The following is a 14258-nucleotide window of genomic DNA, read 5'->3' on the forward strand; positions in this document are numbered from 1 at the left end:
GTGGGGGGCTCGACCGAATGGCCGCATCGCACAGCGCGCAGTTTGCGCATGTGCAAGCAGTCGCAAGAGCGGGGTCCGGGTAACACATAGCCATATACAAAAGCCTCAGGGCTTTTAGAGAATATGCTTTTTGGGGATGTCAGCTTTTCAGTTGCATCGCATGCGGCATGGGTTCCGGGAATCGATTCCGCAGAAGCCTGGCAGCAATGGATCAACGGCCATGTTGCGGCAGCAGGTTCGGGAGAACCTGCCGTCAAGAGCATGCCGCCCATGCTCCGCCGCCGCGCCAGCCCGGCCGGCAAGATTGCTCTCGAAACCGCCTATGCGGCGCATCCGTTGTCGCCTTTGGACGACGGCGCCGGTGCTGATGATATCCCCCTCGTATTTGCTTCGCGCCATGGCGAATGCGCCCGCTCTGTCGAATTGCTGCAAGAGCTGGTCGCCGGCAGCGCCTTGTCACCGACCTCGTTCAGTCTGTCGGTCCATAACGCCAACGTCGGCCTGTTCTCGATTGCGCGCGGCATGCGCGGCAACGGCATTGCGGTCGCCGCCGGCGCCAGCACGGTCGAGCACGCGCTGATCGAAGCCTGCGGCCTGCTGGCCGATGGCGCCGCGCAAGTGCTGGTGGTGATGGCCGACGGCCCGCTGCCATCGATCTTCGATGGTTTTCGCGACTGCGATGATCAGCCGTTCGGCTGGGCCTGGCTGATCCAGGGCGCCGACGAGCAGGCTGCCCTGCCGGTACTGTCGCTGCAATGGAGCGCCGACGAGCAACCGCCGCAAGCACCTGACGCCATCGAACCGGGCGGACTCGACGTGTTGCGCTTCTTCCTGTCGGCGCCAGACCAGGCCGGCCTGGTTCGCCGCGCCAATGGCCGCCGCTGGCACTGGATCCGCCATGCATAAATTGATCGAGCAACGGCTGGACCGCATGTGGCGCATCGGCGCCACCGGCCTCTGCTTTGCCGTGTTCGGCGTGGGCGGACTGATGATGCGGCTGTTTGCATTTCCGCTGCTGGCGCTGCTGGTGCGGGATCGGCAACGTCGCATGCTGGCCGCGCGCCGGCTGATCCAGCTGGCCATGCGCGGCTTCGTCGAACTGATGCGCGCCACCGGCGTGATCCGCTACCGCATCACCGGCCTCGAACGCCTGCAGCGCAATGGCCTGCTGATCCTGGCCAACCACCCGACGCTGATCGACACGGTACTGCTGATGGCCTTCGTGCGGCATGCCGATTGCATCGTCAAGAATGCGCTGTGGCGCAATCCATTTACGCGCGGCCCGGTGCAGGCGGCCGGTTATATCAGCAACGACCAGGGGCCGGAGCTGATCGAGGACTGCATCAATTCGATTCGCCGTGGCAGCAACCTGATCATTTTCCCCGAGGGAACCCGCACCCCGCGCGATGGCAGCATCAGCTTCAAGCGCGGTGCCGCCAATGTGGCGGTACGGGGCGACTGCGCCATCACCCCGGTGGTGATCCGCTGCACCCCGGCGACCCTCGGCAAGGGCTGCAAATGGTGGGACGTGCCTGCCACTGTGGCCCACTTCAGTATCGAGATCGGCCAGGATATCGACCTCAGGCACGCCATCGGCGCCGGTGACTGCAACAATACCGCCATCGAGATCGACAACCCGAGTGCGGCCGCGCGCCAGCTCACTCATTACCTGCAACACTATTTCATGAAAGAAAGCTAGGCGATGCAAACGCTCGAAGAAGACATCAAGGAACTGATCATCGAGGTTCTGCAACTGGAAGACATCGGCCCGGCTGACATCGATAGCGCAGCGCCACTGTTCGGCGACGGCCTGGGACTCGATTCCATCGATGCCCTGGAACTGGGCGTGGCCCTGCAAAAACGCTACGGCATCACGCTGTCGGCCAATTCGGAAGAAACCCGCAAGCACTTCGCATCGGTGCAGGCGCTGGCGACGCTGGTCGCCAATCACAAGCAATAAGGCGCATGATGACCACTTTGGCCCCTACCATGAACAAGGACGAGATCACCGTATGGATCATCGACATGCTGCACGAGATGTTCGAGATCGATAAGGCTGCCATCACGCCCCAGTCCAACCTCTATACCGATCTCGACATCGACAGCATCGATGCCGTCGATATCGTCGTCAAGCTGAACCAGATGACCGGCAAGCGCATCCAGCCCGATGTGTTCCGCACCGTGCGCACGGTGCAGGACGTGGTCGATGTGCTCGAAACGCTGATCGGCGCGGATGAAAAAGCCTGACCTGCCCAATCTGCTGGGCACGTTGCTGATCCTGCTCTACCCGTTGTTGATCTGGAGCGCACACGGCCGCCTCGAACCACGCCAGCTGGCCTTGCTGCTGCTGGCCATCGGTGCGGTGCGCCTGTTTGCTGCCAGACTCTCCGTCAAGCTGCTGTGGCCGGGCCTGGCGGCGCTGCTGCTGGCCGCCCCCGCCCTGCTGTGGAACGACCTGCTGCCGCTGAAGCTGTACCCGGTGCTCATCAGCCTCGGCATGCTGGCGCTGTTCGGCTACAGCCTGGTGCGCCCGCCATCGATCATCGAGCGCCTGGCGCGCCTGCGCGATCCGGTCCTGCCGCCCTTCGCCATCGCCTATACCCGCCGCGTGACCCAGGTCTGGTGCGGCTTCTTCGCGCTCAATGGCGCCATCGCGCTGGGCACCGCGCTGTGGGCCTCGCCGGCGGTCTGGTCGATGTATACCGGCCTGGTGTCGTACCTGATCATGGGCATCCTGTTCGCGGGCGAATACCTGGTACGCCTTTACCTCAAGCGGCAACAGCATGCCTGACACCGTCCCTCTCGATTTGCTGCAGTGGCCGTTGCGCCATCGCGCCGACAGCCACATCATCGGCTGGCGCGATGGCGTGGCGGTGGACAACGCCAGCTTCCAGCGCCAGGCGCTGGGCTGGCGCGACCTGCTGGCGCCTCATCCCGGGCAGCGTTTTGCGCTGTTCCACGCCGACACCCTGCATTTCGCCGCCGCCCTGTTCGGCGCCTGGCTGGCCGGCAAGACCGTCTACCTCCCGGGCGACGCCTTGCCCGACACCTGCCGCGCACTGGCGCACCATGTGGACGGATTCATCGGCGACTTCGATCCATCCTTCGCGCCGCTTCGCAGCGCCGAGCCGGTCGCGCCGGACAATGAATGGCCGGCGCTGGCGCCGCACTTCGCGGCACTGGTGGTGAGCACCTCGGGCAGCACCGGCCACGCCCAGGCGATCCCCAAGAACATGTCACAGATGGCCAGTGAAGTGGCCACGCTGGAAGCATTGTTCGGCCAGCAGCTGGGGCAGGCCGAGATCGTCTCGACTGTCTCGCACCAGCACATCTACGGTTTGCTGTTCAAGGTGCTGTGGCCGCTGGCGGCCGGGCGCGCGGTGCAGGCGCACAGCGCATTCTTCCCCGAAGACCTGCGCCGGCTGGTGCCGCAGCGCCCGTGGGCATTGCTGTCGTCGCCGGCCCATCTGAAACGTTTTCCCGAACAACCCACGCGGCCCGACACCACGTTGCTGCGCGCCCTGTTTTCGTCTGGCGGGCCACTACTGGCGGATGCCGCGCGTGGCGTGCAACAGGTATTCGGCCAGCGCGCGCTGGAAATCTATGGCAGCTCCGAGACCGGCGGCATCGCCTGGCGCCAGCCGCAGCTCGATGCCGACCGTCGCGAGCACTGGCAAGCGATGCCCGGCGTCGAAGTGCGTGCCGGGGCCGACGCCACACTCGAGGTCCGTTCACCCCACTTGCCGGACGCGCAATGGTTTGCCATGGCCGACCGCGCCAGCCTGGATGAACACGGTTTCACGCTGCACGGTCGCGCCGACCGGATCGTCAAGCTGGAAGAAAAACGCATCTCGCTGGACCAGATCGAACGCTTGCTGCTGGCCTCGCCACTGGTGGCCGAGGCCCGCGTGCTAGTGCATGAGGGGCGTCGCCAGCGCCAGTTGATTGCCGCCTTCGTGGTGCCCACTGCCGCCGGCCGCGCGCTGCTCGAACAAGGCCGGGTGCAGCTCAATGCAGCCTTGCGTGCAGTGCTGGCCGGCGCTATCGAAGGCCTGGCGCTGCCGCGCCTGTGGCGCTATCTCGATGCGATGCCGGTCAATGCCCAGGGCAAGCTGACGCTGGCGGCGCTGACCGCCTTGCTGGATACGCCGACGCCACCACCATCGCCACGTCCGACCCTGCCGCAGGTGCAGGAGATCGAACGCAGCGCGCACAAGGTCGTGCTGGCCTTGCACGTGCCGGTCGACCTGCTCTATTTCGAGGGACACTTCCCGGGCGCGCCGATCCTGCCGGGCGTGGTGCAGACCGATTGGGCACTGACGCTGGGCCGGCGCTACTTTGCATTGCCGCCGCGTTTTCTGGGCTTGCAGGCCTTGAAGTTCCAGCGCGTGATCGTGCCCGGCGCCAGCGTCACGCTGGAATTGCAGCACGATGTGACGAAGCAGGCGCTGTCGTTCCAGCTGCATTCGGATGGCCAGCAGCACGCCAGCGGTCGCTTCCTGCTGGGAGAAGCCGCATGAGCAACCCGCTGCGCGTGGCCGTCGTGATCCCCGTGTACAACCATGAGCACGCCATCGGCACGGTGGTCGACGCCGTACTGCGCCATGACCTGCACTGCGTGCTGGTCGACGATGGCTGCCAGCCGAGTTGCGCTGCGGTGCTGCGCCAGCTGGCAGCGCGCCACGCCGAACGCGTCAGCCTGCTGGTGCATGCACACAACCGTGGCAAGGGCGGCGCCGTGATGACCGGCCTGCGCCATGCGGCCGCTGCCGGCTACAGTCATGCATTGCAGATCGATGCCGACGGCCAGCACGACGCCGCCGATATCGCCCGCTTCGTGGCCGCCAGCCAGGCCGCCCCGCAGGCGGTGATCAACGGCCAGCCGATCTACGACCAGAGCGTGCCGCGCGGGCGGCTGTATGCACGCTACCTGACCCACGTCTGGGTATGGATCAACACCTTGTCGCTCGACATCCGCGATTCGATGTGCGGGTTCCGCATCTACCCGCTGGCGACCACGCTGCGCCTGATCGATAGCACCCATATCGGCCAGCGCATGGACTTCGACACCGAGATCCTGGTGCGCCTGCACTGGCGCGGCTTGCGCATCGTCAACCACCCCACCCGCGTGCACTATCCGCTGGATGGGGTGTCGCATTTCAAGTTATGGCTCGACAACGTGCTGATCTCGCGCATGCATGCGCGCCTGTTCCTGGGCATGCTGCTGCGCTCGCCACTGCTGCTGTGGCGCCGCCTGCGGGGGCGCTGATGCAGGATTCATCGACTTCCTCCCAGCGCACCCGCCACTGGGCGCAGATCAACGAAGTCAGTTTCGTGGCGGGCATGCGCCTGCTGTTCTGGGTCTACAAGCTGCTCGGGCGAGTGCCCTTCCGGCTGCTGCTGTATCCGGTGCTGGGCTGGTACGTCGTCGTCAACGGCCGCGCCCGCAGCGCCTCGCGCGACTACCTGCAACAAGTCGCCGCCTGGCGCCCGCAACTGGGCACGCGGGGCAACCTGGCAGACGTGTTTCGTCACTTTCGCGCCTTCGGCGAAAGCCTGCTCGACAAAATGTTGCTGTGGGGTGGCTTGTTTCCGCTGGAGCGGGTGCAACTGCACGGCCAGGAACATATCGCCGGCGCCATCGCCGCCGGACGCGGCGGGTTGCTGATCTGCACCCACCTGGGCAATCTCGACCTGTGCCGGGTGATGGCGCGCCGCTATCCTGATCTGCGCCTGACGGTGCTGGTGCATACCAGGCACGCCCAGGCGTTCAACCGCATGCTGGCGCAGCTCGACCCGGGCAGTCAGCTCAACCTGCTGCAGGTGACCGAGATGTCGCCGGCCACGGCCATGATGCTGGCCGACAAGGTGGCGCAGGGCGAATTCGTGGTGATTGCCGGCGACCGGGTGCCGGTGTCGCCCGCGCCACGCGTGGCGCAAGCCAGTTTCATGGGGCGCATGGCGGCTTTCCCGGTGGGGCCGTTCGTGCTGGCCAGCCTGCTGCAATGCCCGGTATTCCTGATGTTTTCACGTCGCACCGATGACGGTGCGCGGCTCGATTTCGAAGCTTTCCGCGACCGCGTGGAACTGCCACGCAAAGAACGCCAGCACCGACTGGACCAACTGGCGGGCGACTATGCCGCACGCCTGGAAGCGCATTGCCTGCAAGCGCCGTTCCAATGGTTCAACTTCTATCACTTCTGGGCGCAGCCCACACTGGACCACACGGATGACCGACCTGCACAACACTGAATCCTCCCCCCATGTCACCTTCGGCGGGCGGGCGCTCTCCATCGAAGACGTGGTGGCGCTGTCGCAGGGCCGCGCACAACCGGCGCTGTCGGACAGTGCGGCCTTCCTGGCGCGCATCCAGCGCGGGGCCGACTTTCTGGATCGCCTGCTGCGCGAAGACGGCAATATCTACGGCGTCACCACCGGCTACGGCGATTCGTGCACCGTGACCGTGCCGGCCTCGCTGGTGGCCGACCTGCCGCATCACCTGTACACCTATCACGGTTGCGGACTGGGCGCGCTGTTCTCGCCCGAACAGACCCGCGCCATCCTGGCCGCCCGTCTCAATTCGCTGACCCAGGGTTATTCCGGCGTCAGCGTGGCGCTGCTCAAGCAGATCGAGGCGCTGCTGCAACGCGACCTGCTGCCGCTGATCCCCAGCGAAGGCTCGGTCGGCGCCAGCGGCGATCTCACGCCGCTGTCCTACCTGGCGGCGGTGCTGTGCGGCGAACGCGACGTGTGGCGCGACGGCGTGCCGGTGCCGGCCGCCCAGGCCTTGAGCGAGGCCGGCCTGACGCCTTTGCGGTTGCGTCCCAAGGAAGGCCTGGCGATCATGAACGGCACCGCCGTCATGACCGCGCTGGCGTGCCTGGCGTTTGACCGCGCCCGCTACCTGACCCAACTGGCCACCCGCATCACCGCCATGGCAAGCTTCGCGCTGGACGGCAATGCCCACCACTTCGACGCCACGCTGTTCTCGGTCAAGCCGCACCCCGGCCAGCAGCGAGTGGCATCGTGGTTGCAGCAAGACCTGTCATGCGACCAGCCGCACCGCAACGAAAAACGCCTGCAGGACCGTTATTCGATCCGCTGCGCGCCGCACGTCATCGGCGTGCTGGCCGACGCCCTGCCGTGGCTGCGCAGCTCGATCGAGAACGAGCTCAACAGCGCCAACGACAACCCCATCATCGATCCCGACAACGAACGGGTGCTGCATGGCGGTCACTTCTATGGCGGTCACATCGCCTTCGCCATGGACAGCATGAAGAATGCCGTGGCCAACATTGCCGACCTGCTCGACCGCCAGATGGCCTTGCTGGTCGACAGCCGCTACAACAACGGCTTGCCGTCCAACCTGTCGGGCGCCGTCGGCGAGCGCGCCGCGATCAACCATGGCTTGAAGGCGTTGCAGATCAGCGCCTCGGCCTGGACTGCAGAGGCGCTCAAGCTGACCATGCCGGCCTCGGTGTTCTCGCGCTCGACCGAATGCCATAACCAGGACAAGGTCAGCATGGGCACCATCGCCGCACGCGACTGCCTGCGCGTGCTGGAGCTGACCGAACAGGTGACGGCGGCCATGCTGATCACGGTGCGCCAGGGCGTCTGGCTGCGCACCCGCGCACAGGCCGACGGCCAGGCTGCATTGCAGGCGCTGCCGGGCGAACGGCTGGCCGGCATGCAGCAGGCGCTGAGCGGCCAGATCGCCGCCGTCGACGAAGACCGCATGCTCGAACCCGACCTGCGCGCGCTGCTGTCGTCGATCCGCGCCCAGGCCTGGCAACTGTATGAGTAATACCGTCCTGCCCGACGGCCGCATCCGCCTGGCCAATTCGCCGTGGAGCGCCGAGATCGAGCTGAAGATTCAGTTCTATGATCTCGACCCGATGGAAATCGTCTGGCACGGCCGCTACGTCAAGTATCTGGAAGACGCCCGCTGCGCCCTGCTCGACCAGATCGGCTACAACTACCCGGCGATGAAGGAGTCGGGCTACGCCTGGCCCATCATCGAGATGCACCTGCGCTATGCGCAACCGGCGCTGTTCGGCCAGCGGCTGCGCGTGCGCGCGGCCATCGTCGAATGGGAAAATCGCCTCAAGATCGACTACCTGCTGAGCGACGCCGAGAGCGGCCAGCGCCTGACCCGCGCCACCACCAGCCAGGTGGCCGTGCGGGTCGACACGCGCGAGATGTGCTTCGTCTCGCCTCCCGTGCTGTGGCACAAACTTGGATTGAATCCCCCTTCCCCATGACCAGACTCCCCCGTATCCTCGCCGCCGTGCTGGCGACCTCGTTGCTGGCCGGCCCGGCCCTGGCCGACGCCCCGGTGCAGCAGATCCAGGCAGCGCTGGCGCGTCCGGCCCAGATGTGCGGCCGCTTCGACCAGACCAAGCTGCTGACCGGCATCAAGAAACCGCTGCAATCGAATGGCCGCTTCTGCGTCATCGCCGGTCGCGGCATCCTGTGGCAGGCCGTACAGCCTTTCCCCAGCACCCTGCGCATCACCCGCGACGCCATCGTCCAGATGCAGGATGGACGAGTGGCGATGAAACTGGACGCGCAGCAGGAGCCGGTGGTCAAGATGATCAACAGCGTGTTGTTCTCGTTGCTGGCGGGCGACCTGTCGCAACTCGACTCACTGTTCGCCCTCGACGGCGAGATCCGCAACGGCCATTGGCAGGTTGCGCTCAAGGCGCGCCAGCCAGCCTTGGCCAAGGCCATCGGCGACATCAACCTGGAAGGCGGCGCCTATGTCGAGCGGGTGCTGATGAAGGAAGCCAGCGGTGACCGCACCGACATCGTGTTCTCCGCCATCAAGACCGGAGACGGCGCCATGACGGCGGCCGAAGGAGCGCTGTTTGACTAAGTCCGCTGCTTTCCTGCGTCGCGGCCTGGCGCTTTGCTGGCTGCTGGTGGTGCTGCTGGTGGGCGCTCACAATGCGTGGCTGTGGGTGGTGCAACGCGCCAGTCCCGACACTGACATCCTGGCGCTGCTGCCGACCTCGCGCAATGACGCGGTGCTGCAGCAGGCGTTTGCGCACATGGTCGACTCGGCCCAGCAAAAGGTGGTGGTGCTGGTCGGCGACGCCGACTGGGCCCGCGCCACCCGCGCCGCCGACGCCTATGCCGCCAGCCTGCAGCCGCACGCCGCGCTGATCGCCCCGGCCACCGGCAACGCCGGTGAATTGCAGCAGCAATGGCTGGCGGCGCTCGACGCCAGCCGCAGCGTGCTGCTGACCGACACCCAGCGCGCGCAACTAGCCAATGACTCGCCCGAACAATGGAGTCGCCAGGCGCTGGCCGGCATGTACGGCGCATTCACCGGTCCGCGCCTGGGCGCCTGGGTCGATGATCCGTTCAATCTGTTTTCCGGCTGGGTCCAGGAGCGCGCGCAGGAAACCCCGGTGCGCCCGCGCGATGGTCGCCTGTTCGTCGAACGCGACGGCCGCGCCTATGTGCTGCTGCTGCTCGAACTGAAGGCATCGGCCTTTTCGATGAATGCCCAGCGCCAGTTGATTCCCTTGCTGGACCAGGCCCGTGGCGCCGCGCTGGCGCAACTGGCGGGTGGCGAGGTGCTGACTGCCGGCGTGGTGCTGCATGCCGCCGCCGCCAGCGACCAGGCCAGCGGCGAAATGGCCACCATCGGCACCGGCTCGCTGCTCGGCATCCTGCTGCTGATGTGGTTGAGCTTCCGTTCGGTCAAACCGATCGCCTACATCGCCACCTCGATCGCCATCGGCTGCCTGGGCGCGCTGTCGGTCAGCTGGCTGCTGTTCGGCCATGTGCACCTGCTCACGCTGGTGTTCGGCGCCAGCCTGATCGGCGTGGCCCAGGACTATGCCATCTACTTCCTGTGCGCGCGCCTGGGCTCGCCGGCGACGCTGGGTTCGCGCAGCCTGCTGCGCCAGTTGCTGCCGGGCCTGGGCCTGATGCTGCTGGCGGCGGTGATCGGTTATCTCGGCATGGCCGCCACTCCCTTCCCGGGCTTGCAGCAGATGGCGGTGTTCTCGGCCGTGGGGCTGGTGTTCGCCTGGCTCACGGTGGTGTGCTGGTTTCCGCTGCTGGTCGGCCCCGACAGCCTGCGCGCCACGCCGCTGGCGCATGCCTTCAGTCGCAGCATCCACAGCTGGCCGCGCCTGACCAGCATGCGCGGCTGGCACCTCAAGGGGGCGGCGGGCATGTTCATCATCGGCTTTTGCGTGTCGGGGCTGGCGCGACTGCACGTGAGTGATGACATCCGGGCGTTGCAGAAAACGCCACAGGCGCTGCTGGACGACCAGATCCGCGTCGGCAAGTTGCTCGACATGGCCGCACCGGTGCAGTTCTACCTGGTGCGCGGCGACTCGGCCGAAGATGTGCTGCAAAAAGAAGAGCTGTTGCGCCAGAAGCTGCAACCGCTGGTGGCCGAGCGCATCATCGGCGGCGTGCAGGCGGTGTCGAACTGGGTGCCGTCGCAACGCACCCAGCGCGCCAATCTGGCGCTGCTCGACAGCGCGCTGATGCAAGCCCGCAACGGTCAGCCGGCGGCCATCGAACAGGTCGCACGCGCCATCGACGAAGGCGCGCCATGGGTCGCCGAGATGCAGACCCGCTTGCGCACGCATGGCCAGTTGCTCACGCCCGAGGCGTTCCTGGCCTCGCCGGCCGGTGACAGCGCGCGTCACCTGTGGCTGCAACAGGGTCAGGGCGCCGCCAGCATCATGGCCATTCGCGGCCTCTCCGACTACCGTCAACTGCCGCGCCTGGCGGCGGTGGCGCCTGAAGTCGGCGGCGTGCAATGGGTCGACAAGGTCGGCGATATCTCGGCGGTGCTCAAGTATTACCGGCAGTACATGAGCTGGGCGCTGGCGGCGGCCTACCTGGCGATCTTCGTGCTGCTGTCGCTGCGCTACCGCCGCCAGGCCTGGCGCGCCATTGCGCCGCCCCTGCTGGCCACGCTGCTGACGCTGGCGCTGTTCGGCTGGAGCGGCCAGCCGCTGCAACTGTTCCACGTGCTGGCGGCCTTGCTGGTGCTGGGCCTGGGGGTGGACTACGGCATCTTCCTGCTGGAGCCGTCGCAACGCGAACGGCGCTTCGCCTGGCTCACGGTGGGCCTGTCGGCCATCGCCGCCCTGTTGTCCTTCGGCCTGCTGGCCGGCAGCGGCAGCCCGCCGTTGCACGCATTCGGCCTGACCATGCTGGTCGGCATGCTGCTGGTGTGGCTGCTGGCCCCTTGTTTCCTCGCTCCTGACAACACACAGATTGCCTCATGAATATCGAACGCCACGACGTAGTCATCATCGGTGCCGGCCCTTCCGGCGCGGTCGCCGCCGCGCTGCTGCGCCAGCAGGGGCATCAAGTGTTGATCATCGAGCGCGAACAGTTTCCGCGCTTTTCGATCGGCGAAAGCCTGCTGCCGCAGAGCATGCAATTCATCGAACAGGCGGGCATGTTGCAGGCCGTGGTCGAGCACGGTTTCCAGTTCAAGAATGGCGCATCGTTCGTGCGCGGCGATGAGCAAACCGCCTTCGACTTCCGCGACAAGCATTCGGCCGGCTGGGGCACCACCTACCAGGTCCCGCGGGGCGAATTCGATCACATCCTGGCGCGCGAGGCCGAGCGCCATGGCGCCATCGTGCGCTATCGCCACCGCGTGACCCACGCCGACTTCAGCAGCGCCCAGGCGCAGCTGTCGGTGCTCGACGACAGCGCCGCGCAGCCGCGTGAATACACGGTGCAAGCGCGCTTCGTGCTAGACGCCAGCGGCTTCGGCCGCGTGTTGCCGCGCCTGCTGGACCTGGAGCGGCCCAGCGGCTTTCCGGTGCGCACGGCGCACTTTACCCATATCGCCGATGGCATCCTGGGCGGCGCCTTCGACCGCAACAAGATTCGCATCACGGTGCACCCGCAGCACCATGACGTGTGGTACTGGCTGATTCCGTTTTCCAACGGACGCAGCTCGATCGGCGTGGTGGCCAGCGACAGTTTCATCCAGTCCCTGCCGGCCGGCGACGAAACCGCCACCCTGCAACGCCTGGTGCATGAAGACCCGGCCCTGCGGGCGCTGCTGGTCAATGCCGACTGGGACACCCCGGCGCGACGCCTGACCGGTTACGCCGCCAATGTCGTTTCATTGCATGGCCCTGGCTATGCGTTGCTGGGCAATGCCGGCGAATTCCTCGATCCGATCTTTTCGTCCGGGGTGACCATCGCCATGAAATCGGCTTCGCTGGCCGCCGCCACGCTGGGTCGCCAGTTGGCCGGTGAAACGGTCGACTGGGAAGCCGACTATGCCCGTCCGCTCAAGGCCGGGGTCGACACCTTCCGCACCTTCGTCGAGTCGTGGTACGCCGGCGGTTTCCAGGATGTCATCTTCCATCCGCACCAGGAACCGCAGATCCGCCGCATGATCTCGTCCATCCTGGCCGGCTACGCCTGGGACACCAGCAATCCGTTCGTCGCCGAAAGCCGCCGCCGGCTGGGTGCACTGGAGTCGCTGTGCGGACGCTGATCGTGATCCTGGCGAGCCTGCTGCTGGCCGCCTGCGCCAGCACCAGGCCCGACCCGGCGCCTTCGGCGCGACTGCACCTGCGACTGGCGCCGGCCGCCCTGGGCGCCGAAATCAGCCTGCAGCAACACCTGACGGTGGAGCGCGAAGGCCGCACCGACCAGCTCGATACCGTGCTCGAAATCGACGCCGCCCAGCTCGACCTGGTCGGCCTGGCCTTTGGCCAGCGGGTCATGACGCTGCATTACGACGGCCATGAACTGACCACCTGGCGTCACTTCATGCTGCCGGCCCAGGTGCAGGGCGAAGATGTGTTGCAAGATGTGCAACTGACGCTATGGCCGGTCGACAGCATCCGCGCCGCGCTTCCCGCTGGTTGGGAGTTGCGCGAAAGCGAGGGGCAACGTACCCTCTTGCAGGGCGGCGAAACGATCGCAGTGATCGATTATCCCGACCGCAAGGCGTGGGGTGGCCGGGTGATCCTGACCAATCTGCGCTACCGCTACAAATTGACCATCCAGTCCGTCGTGAACCCGCAATGAAACGCACGCCCGCAGCTGCATGACGCTCTTTCTCAACGCCCTGGGCATGATCTGCCCGCTTGGCCATACCCATGACGACATCCGCGGGCGGCTGTTCGACGCTCGCAGCGGCGTGCTCCCCGATCCGACCCGATGCGCCGCCGACGGCGCGCCATTGGCGCTGGGGGCGGTCACGCTGGACGATGCCGCACTCCCCTGCGACGCCGCGCTGCCGCTGCGCGACCGCAGCCGCAACAACCGGCTGGCGTTGCAGGCCCTGTCCCAGATCCGCGATCAGGTCGATGCCGCCATGACCCGCTTCGGCGCGCATCGCATCGGCATCGTGCTGGGCACCAGCACCTCCGGCATTGCCGAGGGCGAGGCGGCTTTCCGTAAGCGTCAGCACAGCGGCGCTTTTCCCGAGGGGTTCCATTACGGCCAGCAGGAGCTGGGCTCCCCCGCCGCCGCGCTGGCCGCGACACTGGGCGTGATGGGGCCGGCCCACGTGCATTCCAGTGCCTGCTCGTCGAGCGGCAAGGCGATGGCGGCCGCCGCCCGGCTGATCAACATGGGGCTGTGCGACGCCGTGCTGTGCGGCGGCGTCGACACCTTGTGCGACTTCACCATTGCCGGCTTCACGGCGCTCGAATCGGTCAGCGCGGCGCGCTGCAACCCGCTCTCGCAGAACCGCTGCGGCATCAACATCGGCGAAGGCGCTGCCCTATTCCTGATGAGCCGCGAGCCTGCCACGGTGGCACTGGCCGGATGGGGCGAGTCGTCCGATGCGCATCACATCTCGGCGCCCGATCCGAGCGGTGGCGGCGCCCTGCGCGCCATGCGCGGCGCCCTGGCCCGCGCCGGCCTGTCGCCCGACCAGATCGACTACATCAACCTGCACGGCACCGCCACGCCACAGAACGACGCCATGGAGTCAAAGGCGGTGCACGCCCTGTTTGGCGCTGCGGTCCCGGTCAGCTCGACCAAGCCCTTCACCGGCCATACGCTGGGTGCGGCCAGCGCCATCGAGGCCGGCCTGTGCTGGCTGGCGATGCAGGACGCCAATGGCGATGGCCTGCTGCCGCCGCACCTGTGGGATGGCGTGGCCGACCCGGCGCTGCCGGTGCTCGACATCGTCGCTCCCGGGCGCGCACTGGGCCACCCGCCGCGCGCCATACTATCGAATTCGTTTGCCTTCGGCGGCAGCAATGTATCGCTGCTGCTGACCCGCCAGGACCGCTAGA

At 66.7% G+C, this 14258-nt stretch carries 15 protein-coding genes; all 15 read left to right on the forward strand.

Annotation, left to right across the window (positions count from 1 at the left end; translation table 11 throughout):
• Nucleotides 1–123 precede the first annotated feature (123 nt).
• Genes LBW87_RS10975 through LBW87_RS11045 form a run of 15 tightly spaced genes read left to right on the forward strand, consistent with a single transcriptional unit; the run spans nt 124 to nt 14257 of the window.
• The gene (locus LBW87_RS10975; RefSeq protein WP_225201505.1) at nt 124–906 is read left to right on the forward strand and encodes a beta-ketoacyl synthase chain length factor; all 783 of its coding nucleotides are present in this window, start codon (nt 124–126) and stop codon (nt 904–906) included.
• Complete coding sequence (locus LBW87_RS10980; RefSeq protein WP_225201506.1) at nt 899–1699, forward strand: lysophospholipid acyltransferase family protein; 801 nt, start codon at nt 899–901, stop codon at nt 1697–1699. The genes LBW87_RS10975 and LBW87_RS10980 overlap by 8 nt, the downstream gene beginning before the upstream one ends.
• Nucleotides 1700–1702: 3 nt before the next feature.
• Nucleotides 1703–1960 (forward strand): phosphopantetheine-binding protein, encoded by a 258-nt coding sequence (locus tag LBW87_RS10985; protein WP_225201507.1) that lies wholly within the window; start codon nt 1703–1705, stop codon nt 1958–1960.
• Between the two features lie 8 nt (nt 1961–1968).
• Nucleotides 1969–2247 (forward strand): acyl carrier protein, encoded by a 279-nt coding sequence (locus tag LBW87_RS10990; RefSeq protein ID WP_225201871.1) that lies wholly within the window; start codon nt 1969–1971, stop codon nt 2245–2247.
• Nucleotides 2234–2791: a hypothetical protein gene (locus LBW87_RS10995; protein WP_225201508.1), complete on the forward strand. Its 558-nt coding sequence runs from the start codon at nt 2234–2236 to the stop codon at nt 2789–2791. Before LBW87_RS10990 ends, LBW87_RS10995 begins: the two co-directional genes overlap by 14 nt.
• Entirely contained in the window at nt 2784–4520 is a 1737-nt protein-coding gene (locus LBW87_RS11000) for an AMP-binding protein (RefSeq protein WP_225201509.1), read from the forward strand. The genes LBW87_RS10995 and LBW87_RS11000 overlap by 8 nt, the downstream gene beginning before the upstream one ends.
• Nucleotides 4517–5269: a glycosyltransferase family 2 protein gene (locus LBW87_RS11005; protein ID WP_225201510.1), complete on the forward strand. Its 753-nt coding sequence runs from the start codon at nt 4517–4519 to the stop codon at nt 5267–5269. The genes LBW87_RS11000 and LBW87_RS11005 overlap by 4 nt, the downstream gene beginning before the upstream one ends.
• A complete protein-coding gene (locus tag LBW87_RS11010) occupies nt 5269–6252 on the forward strand; it encodes an acyltransferase (protein WP_225201511.1) in 984 nt (327 codons plus the stop codon). The genes LBW87_RS11005 and LBW87_RS11010 overlap by 1 nt, the downstream gene beginning before the upstream one ends.
• The gene (locus LBW87_RS11015) at nt 6230–7804 is read left to right on the forward strand and encodes an HAL/PAL/TAL family ammonia-lyase (protein WP_225201512.1); all 1575 of its coding nucleotides are present in this window, start codon (nt 6230–6232) and stop codon (nt 7802–7804) included. Before LBW87_RS11010 ends, LBW87_RS11015 begins: the two co-directional genes overlap by 23 nt.
• The gene (locus LBW87_RS11020; RefSeq protein ID WP_225201513.1) at nt 7797–8261 is read left to right on the forward strand and encodes an acyl-CoA thioesterase; all 465 of its coding nucleotides are present in this window, start codon (nt 7797–7799) and stop codon (nt 8259–8261) included. Before LBW87_RS11015 ends, LBW87_RS11020 begins: the two co-directional genes overlap by 8 nt.
• Nucleotides 8258–8875 (forward strand): outer membrane lipoprotein carrier protein LolA, encoded by a 618-nt coding sequence (locus LBW87_RS11025; protein ID WP_225201514.1) that lies wholly within the window; start codon nt 8258–8260, stop codon nt 8873–8875. Before LBW87_RS11020 ends, LBW87_RS11025 begins: the two co-directional genes overlap by 4 nt.
• Nucleotides 8868–11261, forward strand: coding sequence for an MMPL family transporter (locus LBW87_RS11030; protein ID WP_225201515.1), 2394 nt, complete (start codon nt 8868–8870; stop codon nt 11259–11261). The genes LBW87_RS11025 and LBW87_RS11030 overlap by 8 nt, the downstream gene beginning before the upstream one ends.
• A complete protein-coding gene (locus LBW87_RS11035) occupies nt 11258–12499 on the forward strand; it encodes an NAD(P)/FAD-dependent oxidoreductase (RefSeq protein WP_225201516.1) in 1242 nt (413 codons plus the stop codon). The genes LBW87_RS11030 and LBW87_RS11035 overlap by 4 nt, the downstream gene beginning before the upstream one ends.
• Entirely contained in the window at nt 12487–13038 is a 552-nt protein-coding gene (locus LBW87_RS11040) for a DUF3261 domain-containing protein (RefSeq protein WP_225201517.1), read from the forward strand. Before LBW87_RS11035 ends, LBW87_RS11040 begins: the two co-directional genes overlap by 13 nt.
• A gap of 19 nt (nt 13039–13057) precedes the next feature.
• The gene (locus LBW87_RS11045; RefSeq protein WP_225201518.1) at nt 13058–14257 is read left to right on the forward strand and encodes a beta-ketoacyl-[acyl-carrier-protein] synthase family protein; all 1200 of its coding nucleotides are present in this window, start codon (nt 13058–13060) and stop codon (nt 14255–14257) included.
• Nucleotide 14258 lies beyond the last annotated feature (1 nt).

Origin of the sequence: Herbaspirillum sp. alder98 (assembly GCF_020179755.1) — a bacterium.
In the GTDB taxonomy this organism is placed as follows: domain Bacteria; phylum Pseudomonadota; class Gammaproteobacteria; order Burkholderiales; family Burkholderiaceae_D; genus Herbaspirillum.

What these genes read in the sequence shown, in the direction of transcription:
- LBW87_RS10985 (WP_225201507.1), top strand. Translation starts at nt 1,703, where the DNA reads ATGCAAACGCTCGAAGAAGACATCAAGGAACTGATCATCGAGGTTCTG.
- LBW87_RS10980 (WP_225201506.1), top strand. Translation starts at nt 899, where the DNA reads ATGCATAAATTGATCGAGCAACGGCTGGACCGCATGTGGCGCATCGGC.
- LBW87_RS10975 (WP_225201505.1), top strand. Translation starts at nt 124, where the DNA reads ATGCTTTTTGGGGATGTCAGCTTTTCAGTTGCATCGCATGCGGCATGG.
- LBW87_RS11000 (WP_225201509.1), top strand. Translation starts at nt 2,784, where the DNA reads ATGCCTGACACCGTCCCTCTCGATTTGCTGCAGTGGCCGTTGCGCCAT.
- LBW87_RS11010 (WP_225201511.1), top strand. Translation starts at nt 5,269, where the DNA reads ATGCAGGATTCATCGACTTCCTCCCAGCGCACCCGCCACTGGGCGCAG.
- LBW87_RS11045 (WP_225201518.1), top strand. Translation starts at nt 13,058, where the DNA reads ATGACGCTCTTTCTCAACGCCCTGGGCATGATCTGCCCGCTTGGCCAT.
- LBW87_RS11025 (WP_225201514.1), top strand. Translation starts at nt 8,258, where the DNA reads ATGACCAGACTCCCCCGTATCCTCGCCGCCGTGCTGGCGACCTCGTTG.
- LBW87_RS11035 (WP_225201516.1), top strand. Translation starts at nt 11,258, where the DNA reads ATGAATATCGAACGCCACGACGTAGTCATCATCGGTGCCGGCCCTTCC.
- LBW87_RS11005 (WP_225201510.1), top strand. Translation starts at nt 4,517, where the DNA reads ATGAGCAACCCGCTGCGCGTGGCCGTCGTGATCCCCGTGTACAACCAT.
- LBW87_RS10995 (WP_225201508.1), top strand. Translation starts at nt 2,234, where the DNA reads ATGAAAAAGCCTGACCTGCCCAATCTGCTGGGCACGTTGCTGATCCTG.
- LBW87_RS11015 (WP_225201512.1), top strand. Translation starts at nt 6,230, where the DNA reads ATGACCGACCTGCACAACACTGAATCCTCCCCCCATGTCACCTTCGGC.
- LBW87_RS10990 (WP_225201871.1), top strand. Translation starts at nt 1,969, where the DNA reads ATGACCACTTTGGCCCCTACCATGAACAAGGACGAGATCACCGTATGG.
- LBW87_RS11020 (WP_225201513.1), top strand. Translation starts at nt 7,797, where the DNA reads ATGAGTAATACCGTCCTGCCCGACGGCCGCATCCGCCTGGCCAATTCG.